General features: G+C 67.9%; 17 protein-coding genes. 6 read left to right on the top strand and 11 right to left on the bottom strand.

The window, feature by feature from the left end:
• Window positions 1-116 precede the first annotated feature (116 nt).
• On the top strand, window positions 117-614 hold the full coding sequence (locus tag LQ564_RS08420; protein WP_231057660.1) for a hypothetical protein: 498 nt from the start codon (window positions 117-119) through the stop codon (window positions 612-614).
• 2 nt (window positions 615-616) lie between these two features.
• Here the strand turns inward: LQ564_RS08420 and cueR are convergent, their stop codons facing one another.
• The gene (gene cueR / locus LQ564_RS08415) at window positions 617-1,021 is read right to left on the bottom strand and encodes a Cu(I)-responsive transcriptional regulator (RefSeq protein WP_231057659.1); all 405 of its coding nucleotides are present in this window, start codon (window positions 1,019-1,021) and stop codon (window positions 617-619) included.
• Window positions 1,022-1,123: 102 nt separating this feature from the next.
• On the opposite strand from cueR, the gene LQ564_RS08410 reads away from it, so the two are divergent.
• Both LQ564_RS08410 and LQ564_RS08405 read left to right on the top strand, forming a co-directional pair.
• Entirely contained in the window at window positions 1,124-1,318 is a 195-nt protein-coding gene (locus tag LQ564_RS08410; protein WP_231057658.1) for a hypothetical protein, read from the top strand.
• Window positions 1,319-1,361: 43 nt separating this feature from the next.
• Window positions 1,362-1,907: a phasin family protein gene (locus tag LQ564_RS08405; protein ID WP_231057657.1), complete on the top strand. Its 546-nt coding sequence runs from the start codon at window positions 1,362-1,364 to the stop codon at window positions 1,905-1,907.
• A gap of 32 nt (window positions 1,908-1,939) precedes the next feature.
• On the opposite strand, the gene tssA is transcribed toward LQ564_RS08405, so the two are convergent.
• From tssA to LQ564_RS08370, 7 genes are all read right to left on the bottom strand, one after another.
• Entirely contained in the window at window positions 1,940-2,914 is a 975-nt protein-coding gene (gene tssA / locus LQ564_RS08400; protein ID WP_231057656.1) for a type VI secretion system protein TssA, read from the bottom strand.
• 10 nt (window positions 2,915-2,924) lie between these two features.
• Entirely contained in the window at window positions 2,925-5,558 is a 2,634-nt protein-coding gene (tssH, locus tag LQ564_RS08395) for a type VI secretion system ATPase TssH (RefSeq protein WP_231057655.1), read from the bottom strand.
• A 34-nt stretch (window positions 5,559-5,592) separates the two neighbouring features.
• Window positions 5,593-6,060, bottom strand: coding sequence for a type VI secretion system baseplate subunit TssE (tssE, locus tag LQ564_RS08390; RefSeq protein ID WP_371873464.1), 468 nt, complete (start codon window positions 6,058-6,060; stop codon window positions 5,593-5,595).
• Between the two features lie 70 nt (window positions 6,061-6,130).
• The gene (locus LQ564_RS08385) at window positions 6,131-6,622 is read right to left on the bottom strand and encodes an Hcp family type VI secretion system effector (protein WP_231057653.1); all 492 of its coding nucleotides are present in this window, start codon (window positions 6,620-6,622) and stop codon (window positions 6,131-6,133) included.
• A gap of 27 nt (window positions 6,623-6,649) precedes the next feature.
• Window positions 6,650-8,143, bottom strand: a complete 1,494-nt coding sequence (gene tssC, locus LQ564_RS08380; protein WP_231057652.1) for a type VI secretion system contractile sheath large subunit — start codon at window positions 8,141-8,143, stop codon at window positions 6,650-6,652.
• Window position 8,144: 1 nt separating this feature from the next.
• Entirely contained in the window at window positions 8,145-8,657 is a 513-nt protein-coding gene (gene tssB / locus LQ564_RS08375; RefSeq protein ID WP_231057651.1) for a type VI secretion system contractile sheath small subunit, read from the bottom strand.
• A 33-nt stretch (window positions 8,658-8,690) separates the two neighbouring features.
• A complete protein-coding gene (locus LQ564_RS08370) occupies window positions 8,691-9,287 on the bottom strand; it encodes a tetratricopeptide repeat protein (protein ID WP_231057650.1) in 597 nt (198 codons plus the stop codon).
• A gap of 196 nt (window positions 9,288-9,483) precedes the next feature.
• Between LQ564_RS08370 and tssJ the strand changes: the two genes are divergently transcribed.
• Genes tssJ through icmH form a run of 3 tightly spaced genes read left to right on the top strand, consistent with a single transcriptional unit; the run spans window position 9,484 to window position 12,203 of the window.
• A complete protein-coding gene (gene tssJ, locus LQ564_RS08365; protein ID WP_231057649.1) occupies window positions 9,484-10,038 on the top strand; it encodes a type VI secretion system lipoprotein TssJ in 555 nt (184 codons plus the stop codon).
• 54 nt (window positions 10,039-10,092) lie between these two features.
• Window positions 10,093-11,445, top strand: a complete 1,353-nt coding sequence (gene tssK, locus LQ564_RS08360) for a type VI secretion system baseplate subunit TssK (RefSeq protein ID WP_231057648.1) — start codon at window positions 10,093-10,095, stop codon at window positions 11,443-11,445.
• Window positions 11,442-12,203, top strand: a complete 762-nt coding sequence (icmH, locus tag LQ564_RS08355; protein WP_231057647.1) for a type IVB secretion system protein IcmH/DotU — start codon at window positions 11,442-11,444, stop codon at window positions 12,201-12,203. The genes tssK and icmH overlap by 4 nt, the downstream gene beginning before the upstream one ends.
• Window positions 12,204-12,259: 56 nt before the next feature.
• Here icmH and LQ564_RS08350 read toward each other — a convergent pair whose 3' ends face one another.
• The 3 genes from LQ564_RS08350 to tssM are packed head-to-tail and all read right to left on the bottom strand — an operon-like array spanning window position 12,260 to window position 17,747.
• Window positions 12,260-13,033, bottom strand: a complete 774-nt coding sequence (locus LQ564_RS08350; protein ID WP_231058132.1) for an OmpA family protein — start codon at window positions 13,031-13,033, stop codon at window positions 12,260-12,262.
• 8 nt (window positions 13,034-13,041) lie between these two features.
• The gene (tagF, locus tag LQ564_RS08345) at window positions 13,042-14,010 is read right to left on the bottom strand and encodes a type VI secretion system-associated protein TagF (protein ID WP_231057646.1); all 969 of its coding nucleotides are present in this window, start codon (window positions 14,008-14,010) and stop codon (window positions 13,042-13,044) included.
• Complete coding sequence (gene tssM, locus LQ564_RS08340; protein ID WP_231057645.1) at window positions 14,007-17,747, bottom strand: type VI secretion system membrane subunit TssM; 3,741 nt, start codon at window positions 17,745-17,747, stop codon at window positions 14,007-14,009. Before tssM ends, tagF begins: the two co-directional genes overlap by 4 nt.
• Between the last annotated feature and the right edge of the window lie 33 nt (window positions 17,748-17,780).

Below are 17,780 nucleotides of genomic sequence, written 5' to 3'. Positions count from 1 at the left end.
CGCAAAACGCCGTAAGCTTTGAAAAAGGCTTACGGCGTTTTGCGTTTTCTGCTTCCGACTCGGACAGTTGCGGCCGTTCGCCCTACACTGCGCCCCATGTCCCTGCTATCAAAGACGTGAACAAATGTGCTCAGCGTCTTCTTCCTGCCCCGAACCGTCTTGTTGACCGTGCTTGTATCTGGCCATCTATTTCTCCGACGAGCCGGCGCGCTACGACGAAGCGGGGCTTCCGCTTCCTGCCAAGCGCCGCCGGCGACGCCTACCATTCCTCGCGCATCCTGCTGCCGGATCTGGCCCACCGCGTGGCCGGCGCCAATCCGCTGGCGATGGTGCCGGCGCGCGGCGCCTTGCTGCTCGCATCCGGCAACGACGTCGAGTTCAGCGTCTGCACCTGGTCGCGCGGCGTCGATTCCCTGCTGCCGCGCACCGACCGGGCCGCGATGGTGGTGTTCGGCGAGGACGAGCAAATGCAGGAATACCATCTGCTGCCCTGGGACGCCCTGCGTGCGGCCTGCGCGGACCTGATGCAGCCGGTGCCGGGGGCCTTCCCCGAGCGTTATCGCGTGACCGGCTTCCCCGATCTCGAGGTGGTGCGCACGCTGGCGATCGCCTGAAGCTAGGTGGCCGCCAGGTCGTCCAGGATCGGGCAGTTCGACCGCGCATCGCCATGGCAGGAGTTGGCCAGCGCTTCGAGGGTGCGGCGCATCGCCCCCATCTCGGCGATCTTGCGGTCCAGCTCCGCGATGTGGCTGCGCGCGAGGGCGCGCACGTCGGCGCTGGCGCGCTTCTCGTCCTGCCACAGGCCCAGCAGGGTGCGGATCTGGTCGAGCGAAAAGCCGAGCGCGCGGGCGCGGTGCACGAAGCGCAGCACGTGCACGTCCTGCCCGGTGTAGAGCCGGTAGCCGGCGTCGGTCCGCTTCGCCGCGCCGATCAGGCCGATCGATTCGTAGTGGCGGATCATCTTGGCCGACACGCCGGAAGCCTCGGCGGCGTCGCCGATGGTGAGATCGCCTTGCTGCATCGTCATCTCCTGTTGTTTTCCAGGGGCAGCATACACCTTCCCATCGCGGGAAGGTCAAGCCGGTGCTTGACTTGGGGCCTGCCTGCGGTAAGCTCGGCAGGTATGAAGAAGATCGCCCTCCTCCTGTCCCTGTCGATCGCCGGCGCCGCCCTGGCCGGTCCCGCGCCGTATTACCAGTGGCGTAGCAAGCTCAACGGAACGATGGCCTGCTCGCAGACGCCGCTCGGCGCCGGCTGGGAAAAAACCGCTGGTCCGTATCGGGACGCGCGTTGCGAAAAACTCATGGTTGCTAAATAATGGGGTGCAAGGCTTAACGACCCCATACCAAGGAGACAACCCAATGTTCACGAGTCCGGAGCAGTTTGCCAACGCCACCAAGACCCTGTTCGACCTGCAGATGCAGACCTTCGAAGCCCTCGCCAGCAAGACCGTCAAGGGCGTGGAGCAGGTTGTCGCGCTGAACATGAATGCGGCCAAGAGCTCGATGGAAGGTTCGCTCGCCGCCGGCCAGGAAATGGCCCGCGCCGGCGATCCGAAGGCCGCGATCGCCGCCCTGCATGCGCGCATGCAGCCGGGCGTGCAAGGGGCCGCCGAATACCGCGAGCAGCTCAAGACCATCATCGACGAGATGCACAACGAGTTCCGCCAGGCCGCCGACACCCATGTCGCCGAGGCCAAGAGCACCTTGTCGGCGCTGATCTACGACGTGACCCAGAACGTCAAGCCCGGTTCGGAAAATGCGGTGGAGATCATCAAGACCGCGATCGACAACGCCTTCAAGGGCTATGAACAGGTGACCCAAGCGACGCGCCAGGCGGTGCAGACGGTCGAGGCGCAGATTGCGAAAGCGTCGTCGATGGTGCAGCCGACGGCACCGCAACAATAAACACGGTAGGGTGGACGGCAGAGCCGTCCACCCTACTTCGCTTCCTCTACTCCCAACAATTCCTCCAACGTCGACAGCGATGCCTGGTCCTTGACCACCGTACGCAGCCACGCGTGCAGCGGCTGCTCGCCCCAGCGCGCCGCCCGTTCGGCCAGGTAGGCCACCGGGCTGTGCGGCTCGGTGCGGCGGAAGAATTCGGCCACCGCACGCAGCTGGGCCAGCGCCCCCTCCCGGCTCTGCACGGTCTCTTGCGCGAACACCCGCGGCGCCGCATGCGTCACGGTCGCCACCGCCCCCGGCGCCACCACCGGCTCCACCTTCGCCGGCACCATCGGCGCCGCCATGTCCTCGAAGTTCTCCAGCGCCGCGCGCGCCGCGCCGAAACTCGGGCCGTCGACGCCGAGGCGCGCGTCGACCACCTTCTCCAGGTCCGCCAGCGCCGCCAGGCAGTCGTGCGCCGCTTCCGCCAGCGCCTGGCGCGCCGCCGGCGCCGCCTTGGCGCGCGCCGCTTCCAGCTCGGCCAGCGCCTCGGGCCCGCGGCCGCGCGCGGCTTCCCAGGCCTGCACGGTGACGCCCTCGGCCAGCGGGAGTTCCTTGACCAGCGGCGCGATACGGGCCGCGGCCCAGGCCAGGTTGCCGATGCGGCGCTCGTCGCCGTCCTCGTCGGGCAGCGGGTGCAGGCCGTCCCAGTAGCGCTCGCACAGGCCGGCCACCAGGCGCAGGCCGGCGGCCATGCCGGCCACCCCACCGGTCCTGGTGGCCGATTCGAGCAGCCAGACCGCGAGCTGCAGGTGCTTGCTGCGCGTTTCCAGCAGCTCGGTGCAGCGCCTGGTGACGAACTTCCAGTCCGCCTCCTTCAGCGCCGTGACCCAGGCGCCCTGCTCGATCGACGGGTCGTCGGCCTGGCGCGCGCGGTTGATGGCGTCGACGTCGGGCGAGAACGCGAGGTCCTCGCCGCAGGGGCGGTCCATGCTGATCGGGACCAGCAGTTTTTCCAGGTTCAGCATGAATGCCCCCTCACTCGATCGCGTACTTGAACTTGCCGGCCTTGGTCGCGCCGACCTTCACCCGGGTGATGCTCCCGCCTTCGGCCATGCGCGCCAGCACGCTGTCGGCGATCTCGGGCAACAGCGTGCCATTGAGGATGTTGTCGACGTTGCGCGCGCCGGAATCGACTTCGGTGCAGCGGTTCAGGACCGCCGCCACCAGCGCGTCGTCGTAGTCGAAACGGGCGCGGTGGTTGTCCAGCACGCGCGCCTTGATGCGGTCGAGCTTCAGGCGGATGATGTTGGACAGGACCTCGTCGCGGATCGGGTAGAACGGCACCACCGACAGGCGCCCCAGGAGGGCCGGCTTGAAGTGTTTCATCAATGCGGGGCGGATCAGCTCCGCCAGCTGCTCGGGCGTGGGCACCTCGTTCGCCGGCTTGTTCAGGCAGGCGGCCATCATCTGGCTCGAGCCGACGTTCGAGGTCAGGATGATGATGGTGTTGCGGAAGTCGATTTGCCGCCCCTCCGCGTCGTCGAGAACGCCCTTGTCGAACACCTGGAAGAACAGTTCGAGCACGTCGGCGTGCGCTTTCTCGACCTCGTCCAGCAGCACCACGCTGTAGGGATTGCGGCGCACGGCCTCGGTCAGCACCCCGCCCTCGCCATAGCCGACGTAGCCCGGCGGCGAGCCTTTCAGCCCCGAGACGCTGTGCGCCTCCTGGTACTCGCTCATATTGATGGTGACCAGCTTGCGTTCGCCGCCGTAGAGGATGTCGGCCAGCGCCAGCGCCGTCTCGGTCTTGCCGACGCCCGAGGTGCCCACGAACAGGAACACGCCCTTCGGCTTGTTCGGATCGTCCAGGTTGGCGCGCGCCGTGCGCACCCGCTGGGCCACCGCGTGGCTGGCGTGCGACTGGCCGAGGATGCGCTCGTCCAGCAGCGACTGCAGCTTGACCACCGTCTTGAGTTCGTCCTTGACCATGCGGCCCAGCGGGATGCCGGTCCAGCTGGCGACGATTTCCGCGACCGTGTGGCCATCGACCTGCACCGGCACCAGCGGCGACTCGCCCTGCACGGCGCGCAGGCGCTCGGTCAGGGCGCGCAAGGCGGCGCCGTCCTGCGACTTGCCCTCTTCCAGCGCGCTGCGCAGTTCGCCGAGTTCGCGCGCGATGCCTTGCTCCTCGTCCCAGCGTGCCTGCAGCGTGATGCGCTGGTCTTCCAGCCTGGCGCGCTGCTGCCCGAGTTCGGCCAGCTTGTCCGCATGGCCGCCGAAGGCCACCGCCTCACGCCCCAACGCCGCCAGCTGGGCGTCGAGACGCTCGATGCTGCGGACGAAATCCTCCAGCGCGGCCGGGGTCGCGCTCTGGCCCAGCGCCACCTTGGCGCAGGCGGTATCGAGCACGCTGATCGCCTTGTCCGGCAGCTGGCGTCCGCTGATGTAGCGGTGCGACAGGCGCACGGCTTCCGTCACCGCGTCGTCGTAGATGCGCACGCCGAAGTGGCCCTCCATCAGCGGCGCCATCGCGCGCAGCATGGCGCAGGCGGTCGGCTCGTCCGGCTCCTCGACCTTGATCACCTGGAAGCGCCGCGCCAGCGCCGCATCCTTCTCGAAATACTTCTTGTACTCGCCCCAGGTGGTGGCCGCGATGGTGCGCAGTTCGCCGCGCGCCAGCGCCGGTTTCAACAGGTTGGCCGCGTCGTTCTGGCCGGCCGTGCCGCCGGCGCCGATCATGGTGTGCGCTTCGTCGATGAACAGGATGATCGCGTGCGGACTCTTTTTCACTTCGTCGATCACGTTCTTCAGCCGGTTCTCGAACTCCCCTTTGACGGAGGCGCCGGCCTGCAGCAGGCCCATGTCGAGGGTGTGGATCTCGACGCCCTTCAACACCTCCGGCACGTCCTCCTGCGCGATGCGCAGCGCCAGGCCCTCGACCACGGCGGTCTTGCCGACGCCGGCCTCGCCGGTCAGGATCGGGTTGTTCTGGCGTCGCCGCATCAGGATGTCGATGGCCTGGCGGATTTCCGGATCGCGTCCGATCACCGGATCGACCTTGCCGTCGCGCGCGCGCTGGGTCAGGCAGGTGGTGTACTGGTCGAGCGCCGGCGTGGCGCGCGCCGGACCGGCCGCGATCTCATCGGCCGCATCGCCCCGCGTCTCCTGGGGTGCGCTGGCCACCGCCTGCGCCTCGATCGAGCCGCGCGTGATCTTCTCGAAGTCGTGCTTGAGGCGGTCGATCGGGATCTTGCGGAACAGGGGCGACGCACGCAGCGCCAGCTGCGACAGCGAGGGTTCGGTGAGCAGCGCCAGCAGCAAGTGACCGCTGCGGATCTGGTTCGGCTGGCCGTTGCCGAGCGAGGCGATCAGCCAGGCATGCTCGAACAGCACCGGCAAGTGGCGCGAGAACACGGGCGTGCGCGCGCTGCCGGTGGCGAAGCGCGCGATCTCGTTGCGCAGGTCGGTCTCCAGGCCCGTCAGGCTGATGTCGCTCGCGCGCGCGATCACGGCCAGGTCGCAGCCCGGCTGCTCGATCAGCCCCAGGAACAGGTGCTCGATCTCGACTTCGTACTGGCCCAGGCCGACGCAGATCGAGGCGGCGCGGGTGGCGGCGGCGCGGGTGGTGTCGTTCAGTTTGCCGATCAGGGTCTTGAGATTGATGTCCATCGTTGTCGTGTCCTTGAATGGGTGGCGGAGCAGATCAGCGGCGGCTGCCGTGCCGCACGGCGTAGTGCAGCGAGGATGGCTGCAGCACCGCGTTGAAGTGCACGGGTTCGGCGCCGGGCAGCGCGCTGAGGCGGGCGTGGATGACGAAGTTGAGGCGGTTGACGCTGCCCGGCTGGAGTTCCAGGGTGGCGCTGACGTCGCGCAGGCGCGGTTCGTGAGCCTCGATGGCGTCCTTGATGCCGGCGCAGACGGCGGCGCGGTCGATGCTGCTGGTGAGGCAGTAGCCGGCGAAGTCGAGCAGACCGTAGTGCAGGAGCGAAGCGCGCGCTTCCGGGTAGCCGTGCAGCAGGCCCGGGTCCAGCGCCAGCCGGGTGTTGAGCAGCGCTTCGAGGTCGCGCGCCACGCTGTCCTTCAGTTGTTCGCTGCTGAACGGCTGGCCGGGGACGGCGTCTGGCCGCTCGTCCATCAGGCGGTCGAGCAGGCCGGGCAGATGGCCCATGATCTACCTCCGGAAAAGAAAAGCGGCGCCGCGCTGCAAGCCGCGTGGCGCCGCAGGTGATCGCGCTAGCGGATCAGGCGACCTTGTTGGCGGCCAGGTCCCAGCCGCCCGAGGTATTGCCGCCCGAGCCGCCGCCGATCTTCTGCTGGGTGTACTTCCATTTGATCTTCGAGAACTTCAGGCCCACCGTCTCCTGGATGATGCTGCCCTCGGCCACGCTCGGCGAGACGCCGCCGATCAGGACGTTCTCCAGCTCGATCTCGAAGTACTTGATGCGCTCGCCCTGGCCGTCGGCGCGCATGAATTCCAGCTTGGCCTTGGGGATGGTCTTGCCGGCCGAGCAGGTCTGCAGCAGGATCGGCGACGCCAGGTCGGCCAGCTTGTTCAGCGTGATCTCCTGGTGCTCGCAGCGTTCGGCCGTGTGGCCGCCGCCGGTCGAGGCGGTGGCCGAGCGCGGCTGCGACACGCCCCAGTTCACGGCCAGGCACTCGATCCAGTCCTTGTGCTTGTCGTCCATCGATTCGCCCTTGATCCCGTCGATCTGCAGGTACACGTCAATTGCCATGTTCTACTCCATTCACGTTGAAAAAGATTAGCCTTTGGTCGACTGCGGCAGCTCCGCGACCAGTCGGAGCGAAACGGACAGCTCGTCGAGCTGGAAGTGCGGACGCAGGAAGGACACCGCGCGATACACACCGGGGCGGCCCGGCACCTCGGACACCTGCACGCTGGCTTCGCGCAGCGGGAACTGGGCCTTCTGGTCCTGGCTCGCGTTGTCGTCCAGGAGCACGTATTGCGTCAGCCAGCGGTTCAGGTAATCCTCGACGTTCGAGGCGGCCGCGAAGCTGCCGATCTTGTCGCGCATCATGGCCTTCATGTAGTGGGCGATGCGCGAGACCGCGAAGATGTACTGCAGCTGCGAGGACAGCACCGCGTTGGCGTTGGCCGCGTCGGTGTTGTACTTCTTGGCCTTCTGCGCCGACTGGGCGCCGAAGAAGGCGGCGTACGAGGTGTTCTTGCAGTGCACCAGCGAGATGAAGCCGAGGTCCGACAGCTCCTTTTCGCGGCGGTCGGTGATCGCCAGCTCGGTCGGGCATTTCAGCGCCACTTCTCCCTCGTCGGTCTTGAAGGTGTGGGCCGGCAGGTTCTCCACCAGGCCGCCGCCCTCGACGCCGCGGATCGCCGCGCACCAGCCGTAGTCCTGGAAGGCGCGGGTCAGTTTCGAGCCGAAGGCATAGGCCGCGTTGCACCACAGGTACTTCTGGTGATCGCTCCCGTCGACATCCTCGACGTAGTTGAAGCCCTCGGTGGTCATGCCATCCGCCGGATGGTAAGGCAGGCGGCCGAGGAAGCGCGGCAGGGTCAGGCCGACGTAGCGCGAGTCCTCGGATTCGCGGAAGGCCTTCCACTTGGCGTATTCGACGGTGTCGAACACCTTGGCCAGGTCGCGCGGGCGTCCCAGGTCGCCGAAGCTCTCGATGCCGAACAGTTCCGGCGCGGCCGAGGTGATGAAGGGCGCATGGCTGGCCGCGGCCACGTGCGACATCTGTTCGAGGAAGTAGATGTCCTCGGGCTGGCGCGAGATCTCGAAGTCGCCGATCAGGGTGCCGTAGGGAGCGCCGCCGAAGGTGCCGAATTCTTCCTCGTAGACCTTCTTGAACATGGTGCTCTGGTCGAACTCCATCGCCGACTGGAAGTCCTTCACCAGCTCGCGCTTGCTGGCGTTGAGCATGCGGATCTGCAGGTTGGCGCTGGTCGAGCTGTTCTTGACCAGGTAATTCAAGCCGGTCCAGCTGCGCTCGAGCTTCTGGAATTCGGGAGCGTGCATGACGGCGGACAGCTGGCTCGAGATCATGCCGTCCAGCTCCGCCAGGCGCGCGTCGATCATGGCCGACAGATTATTGGACACCACCATGGTGCCCTGCATCACCTGGGTCACCAGCTCGCCGATGATGTCGCGCGCGCGTTCGTGCTCGTCTGTCGACTTGGCGACCCGGCTCTGCTCGACGATCTGGTCGAGCAGCGAGGAATCGAGTTCGACCGCCTGGGCGGCCCGTGCCTGCGTGGTATCGAGGACTGCCGCCATCTCACTCCTCCCCTTTCTCGCCATCCTGCTTGCGCAGGCCTTGCAGCTTTTCGGTATTGCCCAGCACTTCGCTGAGGATGTCTTCGAGCTTGTCGTTGCCGGCCAGTTTGTTGCGCAGGTCGGCCAGCTTGGTGCGGGCCTCCAACAGGCCGGCCAGGGGTTTCACCTGGCGCACCACCGATTCGGGCCGGAAGTCGGCCATCTCCTTGAACTGCAGCTGGACCCCGAACTGCCCGCCTTCCGGAGAGAGGTGGTTGTCGACCTTGAAGCTCGCCACCGGCGCCACCGCGCCCAGCACCTCGTCGAAGTTGCCGGCGTCGACGCCCACGAACTTCTTGTCCTTCAGGCGCTTCTTCTCGGCGTCCGGATCGCTGCCGAAGTCGCCCACCACGCCGACCACGAAGGGCAGCTCCTTGTTCTCGATGGCGTCGCCGATCTCGACGTCGTACGTCATCTGCACGCGCGGCGCGCGCACCTTCTGCAAGCGTTTCTGGACGCTTTCATTCTTGGCCATGTCGACTCCAGGGTTGCGGGGAAAGGGGGGGACTTATTTGAGACCGCCGAACGGATCCTTGTCGTTGCTGGCGGGCTTGCTCGACGCCGTGGACGCGTTGCCGGAAGCGGCCGCGGGCTTCTGCTTGCTGGGCGCCTGCTTCTGCGGCTCGTTCCTGGCGATGATGGGTTCGCCCAGCGTGGTGCGCAGCAGCTTGGCCAGATCCTGGGCCTCGCTCTTGACGTCGCCGTTCAGCTTGTTCTTGCGGGTCAGGTCCGCCAGCGCACGGCTGGAGACGCGCAGGCCGCTGACGGCGACGATGCTGTGCGCCACCATGTCGTCCGGGTCGCGCGCCAGCGCTTCCTGGGCGTTGGTGATCGCTTCGCCATAGACGCCGGCGTTGAAGCGGATCTGCGCCATCTTGACCCAGGGCCGCTTGTCGACCGGGTGGGCGGCGCCGGCGGCCTTCAGCATGGCGTAGGCCTTTTCGTCCTGCTTCGAAGCGATCGCGATATCGGCATCAAGGAAAACCTGTTCCCCCGCGGCGGCGGTCGACGCGACGGCGTTCGCCTTCGGCCCGGTCGATTCGCACCCGGCCAGGGCGACGACGCCAATGATCAGGGGCAGCAGGCGTTTGTACAGTGTGACCATCCTCGTTCTCCACGACAGTTAAACCAGCCACCATTATTCGCATGCGGACTGCCCCGAAATTGCGCACTGTCAACCAAAGCCGAGTTCGCTTTTTCGCGCCACAGCGCTGCTTGCGCTTGCGCGGGATCAGGGCGCCCTGGCGCCAGTCCGGTTCAATCCGTCTTCGACCGCATGACTTTGCGTAAAGGAAATGGTGATGAGGACAGCTCTTGTATCGGCCGCCCTGCTCTTGTTGGCCGGCTGCGGCAGCGGCGGCCTGGCCGACAGCGCGCTGCAGGCGACCGGCTTGCGCAAACCCCCTCCCCTGCCTGAAGCGCAGCAGCCGCCGCGCCAGGTCGCGCTGCGCCTGCACGCCGCGCCCAAGCTCAATGCCGACAAAGCCGGCCAGGCGCTGGCCCTCGCCGTGCGCCTGTACGCGCTGCGCCGGAAGGAAGCCTTCGAGGCCACGCCCTACGCCGCCTTCCTCGACCCGCAGGCCGAGAAGCAGAGCCTGGGCGCCGATCTGGTCGAGGTCCGCGAAATCATGCTGGTGCCCGGCCAGCGCTACGAGGTCACGGAAAAGGTCAGCCGCGAAGCCAGCCACCTGGCCCTGGTCGCGCTGTTCCAGCGCCCGGCCGCGGGGCGCTGGCGTATCGTGGTGCCGGCCGCCGAGGCGGAGCGCGACGGCATGATCATCGGCCTGCACGCCTGCGCCCTGAGCGCGGGCGGCGCGTCCCAGGTGGCGACGCTTTCTTCTGTGCGCTGTCAATGAAAGGGTGAACGTTTCCGCCAAGCTAGAGCTTTTCAGCAGACACGGCGAGGCCGCATGAGCATGCCAGCGAAGCTATTGTGGGGCGAGGGACTGTTCCTCCGGCCCCAGCATTTCCAGCAGCAGGACCGCTACCACGAGGCGCGCCTGAACCAGACCGCCATCGCCCTGCATCCCTATGCCTGGGGTGTGCGTAAACTAGTGATCGACCACGACGCCCTGCGCCACGACGTGCTGCGCATCGAGGAGCTGTCGCTGCTGTTCCCGGACGGCGAGGTGGTCCGCGCGCCGGGCGGCGACGCCCTGCCGCTGCAGGTGCGCCTGAACGAGCTGCCGGCCGGGCTGCAGGCGGTGACCTTCCACGCGGCACTGCCGGCGCTCAAGGCCTATGGCGAGAACTGCGCGCCCGGCGCGCCGGCGTCCGGCGCCCAGGATGCGCGCTTCACCAGCCACGAGCACGAGACCCAGGACCTGTTCACGCGCGCGGCCGAGGCGCCGATCGCTTACCTGCGCAAGTCGCTGCGCCTGGTGGCCGACAGCGAGCCGCTCGAAAGCTACGACAGTTTTCCGCTGGTGCGCCTGCGGCGCGTGCCAACCGGCGGCTTCGAGGCCGACCCCGCCTTCGTGCCGCCCAGCCTGTCGATCGACGCCGCACCCGGGCTGCACCTGAACCTGGCGCGCCTGATGGAAAAGCTGCTGGCCAAGGTCAACGCCCTGTACGGCCACCTGCGCGAGCCGAGCAAGAACGTGGTCGAGATCCGCGGCGGCGACGTCTCCGCCTTCTGGCTGCTGCACACCGCCAGCATGGGCTACGCCGCGCTGTCGCACTACCTCGGCCACCGCGACCTGCACCCGGAACGCCTGTTCGGAGAACTGCTGTCGCTGGCCGGCGGCCTGATGACCTATTCGCGCAGCTACCGGCTGGAAGACCTGCCGGCCTACGTCCACGCCGACCCGGGGCCGCCGTTCGCGCGCCTGGACGGCATCGTGCGCGACCTGCTGGACACCGTGATCTCGTCGCGCTACTTCACGATCGCCCTGAACCGCGAGCGCCCGTCGTACTACCTGGGCGCGCTCGATTCGGGCCGCATCGACCTGCAGACCACGCTGTACCTGGCGGTGGCGGCCGACATGCCGGCGCTGCAGCTGGTCGACGTGGTGCCGCTGCAGTTCAAGGTCGGCGCGCCGGAAGACGTCGACAAGTTCGTGCTGTCGGCCCTGCCCGGCGTGAAGCTGGTGCACGCCCCGCAGGTGCCCACCGCGGTGCCGGTGCGGCCCGATACCTATTACTTCATCCTGGAGAACCGTGGCATGCTGTACGAAACGATGCTGAAATCCCAGGCGATCTCGGTCTACGTCCCGAACGGGATCCGCGACCTGCGCCTCGAACTGATCGCGGTGGCCGCATGAACGCCTTCGTCGAGCGGCGCACCGCGCCGCAGGCCGGTGAAAAGCAGGCGCGCCCGCCGCAGCGCCTGTCGGACATCATGTACGAAGGCTTCTACGCCTTGTTCCTGCTGAAGAACGGTTGCGGACCGCAGGACAAGGTCGCCTTTGCCGACAACATGACCGGTTTTCTCGCCGACGTCGACCGCAACGCCAAGGCGCTCGGCATCTCGGCCGAGGACGTGACCGCCGCCAAGTACGCCTTCTGCTCGGCGGTCGACGAGATCATCCTGCGCTCCTCCTTCGAAGTGCGTGAAGCCTGGGAAACCCGCCCGCTGCAGCTGCGCGTGTTCGGCGACCAGCTCGCGGGCGAGCATTTCTTCCACCGTCTCGAAGACCTGCGCGCGAAGGGCGCGGTGCACGTCGAGGCGCTGGAAGTCTTCCATATGTGCCTGCTGCTCGGCTTCCAGGGCCGCTACGCCCTCGACGGCCGCGACAAGCTCGACTACCTGGTGGCGCGCCTGGGCGACGAGATCGCCCGCATGCGCGGCCGCACCCGCGGCTTCGCGCCGCACGCCGAGCGCCCGGACCAGGTGGTCAATCCCTTGCGGAGCGATTTGTCGCTGTGGGTGCTGGGGACGGTGTTCCTGGTGGCGGGGCTGGGGGCGTATCTCGGGTTCCGGACCGCGCTCTCGCGCGAGACCGATGGGGCGCTGGCGCAGTACAACGATCTGGTGAAGCTGCCGCCGAAGGCGGCGCATGTGACGATTACGTTGCCATAGGTTGAAAGTCAACTTGGGCCCCCGGCCTGCGCCGGGGCCCAATTTTGCGTGAATCCCTACTGGATCACCTTGAACTCAATCCTCCGATTCCTCGCCTTCCCCTCCGCCGTCCGATTGTCCGCCACCGGCCGATCCGGCCCCTCCCCCGACACCGCAACCGACTCCGCCGCGATCCCCTTCGCCACCACGTAGCTCTTGACCGCCTCCGCCCGCGCCTGGCTCAGCGACAGGTTGCCCGCGCGCGAACCCGCATTGTCGGTATGCCCGATCACCTCCACCTTCACGCCCCTGATCTTCTGCATCGCCGCGCTCATCTCGTCCAGCACCTTCATGCCCGCCTCGGTCAGCGTCGCCTTGCCCGATTCGAACTCGATGATGCGGTTGGCCAGCGCCGCGTCCAGCACCGCCTGTTGCGACACCGTCACCCGCAGGCCGTTGTTGACGACGTAGGTCGGGTTCAGGCTGGCGGCGATGTCGCCGGCGATCTTCGCGCGCTGTTCCTCGTTGGCGACGTCGCCGCGCAGGCTGACCTGGTTGCCCTCGACCTTCAGCTGGCCGCGGCTCACCAGCTTCAGGTTCGGGTTGATCAGGCGCCCCACGTAGTCGTTCCAGTTGGCCGGCGTGGCCACGGTGCCGACCGAGAGCTGGTCGACCACGCGCGCAGGGCCATAGACGCTGCGCAGGCGCTCGAGCAGCGCCGCGCGGGTCGCCTCGTCGGCCACCGTGCCGCTGACGACGATTGGCGCATCGGGCACGGGCTGCGCGCTCTGCGCACTTTGAGCAGCGGCATCGGTTGCGACCAGGAACAGGACCAGCAGGGAGGCTTTCATGGAAAAGGTCACGGCGCGGCTCCAATGAAGGTTTTCATGAACATGTCGCGCGCCAGGCCGAGGGGCAGGTCGGCCTGCGCCAGGTAGCTGGCCAGCGAACGCACGTCAAGGTCGATGTAGAGCTGCTCGTCGATCCAGCCGGTGTCGCCCAGGCGCACCTGCTGTTCCAGGCCGGCCAGCGGATCGACCACCGCGCGCAGGGTTTCGGCCAGCGCCTCGCAGAAGCCGATCACCAGCACCGGCCGGCCTTCCTGGCGCGTGATGAACAGCGCCAGGTCGAAGTTCGCGCGGCGCAGGAAGGGCGCGACCAGCTGCAGCCAGAACGCCGCCACCGCGAAGCGTTGACCGGGGTCCTGCGGCAGCGGCAGCACCAGGCTCTTGTGCAGCTCGGCCGGCTGGCTGTGCATCACGGGCTGCAGCAGCAGGCCCAGCGCCAGCAGCATGCGCGCGAAACCGCGTTCCCCCAGCAGCGCGCCGAGCGAGCCGACGGTGCCGTTGGCCAGCAGCTGCGACAGGGTCGGCTCGGCCTCGCCCAGGGGCACGGCGGCGTCGGCGATCGCCTGCAGGTGCGGGCCGGGATCGAGTTCGCACAGCACGCGCGGGCACATCGATTCGAGGAAGGTCCACAGCGGCGCGAACGCCAGCGGGCTGCGCGTGACGAAGGCGGCCGGGTCGAGCACCGCATGGGTGCGCGCGGCGAGGAAGGGAAAGCGCCGTCCCGACTGGTCGTGGCTGGCCACCAGGTGCCCGGCCACCGCGTGCCGGCGCCCCGGTCCCACCAGGGCGAAGCTCACCGCCGGCATGGCGTCGTAGTTGATGCGCCAGCGCGCATCCTCGGCCAACTGCGTCATGACCTGGGCAAGCCAGCGGTCCAGCATCGAGATGGTGGCCGGGTCGTCGGCCAGCTTGACGAAGTCGGCGCGCGCCGGGATCTTGCCGAAGTAGCCGATCCGGTCCAAAACGGGGCCGCGCATCATTGGCCTCCCTGGGTGCTGGCCAGCACCGGGCCGCCGGGCGGCCCCTCGGGCGGGCGGCCGACGATGGTGGGCGGCAGGCGCAGGCCCTTGAAGCCGGCGCCCTGCTCGCCGCTGCCGTTGGCCGCGGCGCTCGAGACGATCTTCAGGTCCACCGCGACCGTGACGTTCTGGGCGCTCCAGCGCAGCTCGAACACGCCGCCCTCCTTCTTGTTCTTCTGGGCTGCGTCGATCATGCGCTTCAGGCCCGATTCGCCCGGCGCGTTGAACAGTTCCACGTTGCGGCCGTCGAAGGTGACGGCGCCGATGCGCACGCCGGCCACGCCCTGCGGCCCCGGATGCACCATATTGGTCCAGTTCGGGGGTGTGTTCTTGTAGCGCAGCTGCTGGCCGTCGATGTCGAGGGTGTACTCGAGCGTGCCGGGCGCCGCATGCGGCAGGATCTGGAACACCGTCTGCGGGCCGTTGCCGGTGGCGACGCCGCGCGCCGACAAGGGCGCGACCCAGCCCGGAAAGCCCGAGATGACGGCCGGCGCAAGGGTGATGCCGACGTCGGCCCAGGTGCGCGGCGCCAGCACCCCGCCGCGGTTCACCACCAGCGCTCCCATCGCCGTATTCACGAACTTGGCGACTTCTCCTTCCGGCCCGAAGATCTGGCCGATCTCGGCCGGCGTGGCTTCCACCGAGGACCCGGCGGCGAACGGATACTTGCCGGCCAGCGTGCGCTGGAAGGGTTCGACCACCTGCAGCTGCCAGGTCTTGTTGATCTCGCTCTCGGACGGCAGCACGATCATGGCGAAGGTCTGGATCAGGGGCCGCACCAGCAGCGGACGCAGGGCCGCCTTCTGGCTGTCGCCCATTCCGGTCAGCATCTGCTCGTCGACGTAGCGCAGCGCCTCGGCCAGCTCGGAGCCGTTGCCCTCGAGCGTCTGCTGCATGAACTGCTTGGCGCCGGGGCCGGGGTCGCCCTGGTTCTTCAGCACGTTCAGGCGCGTGCGCAGCTTCGACAGCGCGTCCAGGTAGCCGGTCATGAGCGACGCGTCCTTTTCGCGGGCGCCTACCAGGCGCGCCACGCCGGCGAACTCGCGCCCGATCGGGCCCGTCCCCTGGGCGCCCAGCAGGGTGGCCGGGTCGACGTTGTTGGCCACCGTGCGCACTTCGGATGGCGCGCGGCGCAGGACGACTTCCTTGAACCACATCGCGAACGTGCGCTCGTTCTTGCTCATCGAGGCGGCCGCCATGCCCGGGTTGTCCCACACGGTCTCGTCGTAGATCGTGCGCAGCAGCTTGGCCAGGGGCGAGGCCTGCGGGTCGCCCAGCCGGTTCATGGCCTGCACGCTGCCCTCGAAGCCTTTCAGGTCGGCGACCGTGACGCCCTGCACGAATTTCACCCACTCGCGCGCATACTCGGCCTTGTACAGGTCGATCAGCGCCTTCTGGATCTGCTCCGGGCTGCCTTCCAGGGTCAGGTCGTCCTTGGACACGGTCTTGAGCACCCAGTCGGCGCTCGAGGCTTCGCTGTTCGACGCCTCGCGGATCGCCCCCAGCACGTAATCCTTCCAGGCCGCCCGGGTGAAGGCGCCGGACACCGCATGGCTGCCGGCCACCAGGTTGGCATCCTGGTCGCCGACGATGCGCGCCACCGTCACCGCCGGGAAGCGGGTCGCGGCGCGGGTCTTGATGTCGTTGTAGACGCGCTCGCGCGCCGGGGTCCCGCGCACCACGCGCCGCAGGTGTTCGCGGGTGCTGTCGAGCAGGCCGAGTTTCAGGGTCATCTGCGGCCAGGCCGGATCCTGGACCTGGGACAGGTGGAAGGTCAGCAGGCGCTCGGCGCTGCGGATCATCTGCTCGCGCGGCATGGCGCCGCGGTTGGCTTCCAGCCAGGTGCGCCAGTAGCGGGTCAGCTGGTCGTTCAGGTGGCCGGGTTCGGCGCGCGACTTGTCGCCCAACATGAGGTAGGTCTTGAGCGCGTTGTAGGCGTCGGCCACGCTGGTGGCGGACACGTTCTGGTAGGGCTGGCCGGCCGAAGCCGCGTTCTGGGTTGCCGGTTGCTGGCTGTCCGGCGCGGCGCCCGGGGCCAGCTGTCCCGCGTTGGCGTTCACCTCGGCCAGCATGGTCTCCAGCGCGCTCGTCACCGGCTCGACCATCACCGCGCGCACGCCGGCGAAGTACTCGTCGCGCAGCTTGCGCTCGAGCTTCTCGCCCTGGTACAGGCCGAAGGCCAGCGCCAGCGGCTTGTCCTGCTTGTATTGATCCAGCTGCTCGATGCGGTCCTGCAGGATGTCGAGCGCTTCCAGGCGCGACTGCAGGTCGATGCGGCCGGCCTGCAGCTTGTTCACCTTGTCGAGGTCGGACTGGACGTTCGCCACCAGCTGGCGGTTGCCCATGTACGACCAGCTCCAGCCGCCCAGCGCGGCGCCGAGCAGGATAGTGGCGCCGAAAAAGGCGGCGACCTTCCAGCGCGCGCTGGTCGGATTGGTGTAGCGTTTGACCAGCTCGCGGTCGGCGAAGATCACCTTGCGGAACAGGTCGAGCAGGAAGTAACCGGACTGCTCGGCCACTGCGCCGCCCTGCTGCTCGCGCAGCGCCAGGTCGAAGCGGCTGGCCACGCGCTTGCTCGACAGGTCCTGCACGCTGCCTTCCTGCAGCGCGCTGGTGAAGTAGAAGCCGCGGAACACCGGCTTGAACTGATAGGTGTTTTCCTCGAACAGGGTCGAGAGAAACGCGCGCAGCGGCGTCTTGATCGCCGCGAACTCGAGCGGGAAGGTGAACACGCCGGCCCGCATCGCCGTGCTGCGGTTGGCGCCCATGTTCGCCAGGCTGAGTTCCTTCAGGCCGTCGTACAGCTCGTCGAAGTGTTCGTCGAAAAAGGCCAGCACGTCCTGCGGTGCGCTGCGGCGGTTGTAGCGCAGGGTCGCGCCCCAGATGCGCTCGCGTTCGGCGCGCTCGGTGTCGGCGAAGAAGTCGGTGAAGCCGGCCACCAGGTCGGCCTTGGTGAAGATGACGTAGACCGGCGCGTGCACGCCCAGGCGCTCGGTCAGTTCCTGGACCCGGGTGCGCAGGCTTTTCGCCAGTTCGTGCGAGCTGCTGGTCGGCCCGGCCACCAGTTCGGCCACGCTGACCGCGATCAGGATGCCGTTGATCGGGGCGCGCGAGCGGTGTTTTTTCAGGAGCTCGAGAAAGCTGAACCACTCTTCGCGGTCGTCCTGCTGGACCGAGTAACGCCCCGCGGTGTCGAGCAGGATGCCGTCGGTGGTGAAGAACCAGTCGCAGTTGCGGGTGCCGCCCACGCCCTGCAGCGCCTTGTTGCCGGGGATCGGGAAAGTCAGGCCGGAGCGGGCGATGGCGCTGCTCTTGCCCGCCGCCGGGTTCCCGATGATCATGTACCAGGGCAGCTCGTAGAGGGCCGAGGCGCCGCGCGTCAGGCCCAGCTTGGAAGTCTTGATGGTGGCGATCGCCTCCAGCATGTTCTTGCGCAGCACGGCCACTTCGCCGCCGCCCGTCTTTTCTTCCTCGGGCAGGATGGCGTCGCCCAGCTGGCGCGCCATGCGGCCGCGGATGTGGCGCCGGATCGCCCACCACAGGCCCCAGCAGGCCAGCAAGGCAAGCCCCGCGATGAGGGCCCAGATGGGATCGATGCCGAGCAGGCCGGCGCCGATGATGAGACAAGCCGCCAGTGCGGCGACACCGATCGCGACCAGCAGGCGGCTGTCGGTCAGGAACTGCCAGATTCTTGCCATGGCGGGAGTGGGAGGTGGGTTGGAGGAATGTTC

Origin of the sequence: Massilia phyllostachyos (assembly GCF_021044825.1) — a bacterium.
Taxonomy (GTDB): domain Bacteria; phylum Pseudomonadota; class Gammaproteobacteria; order Burkholderiales; family Burkholderiaceae_D; genus Telluria; species Telluria phyllostachyos.
This window is presented reverse-complemented; position numbering and strand designations above follow the sequence as displayed.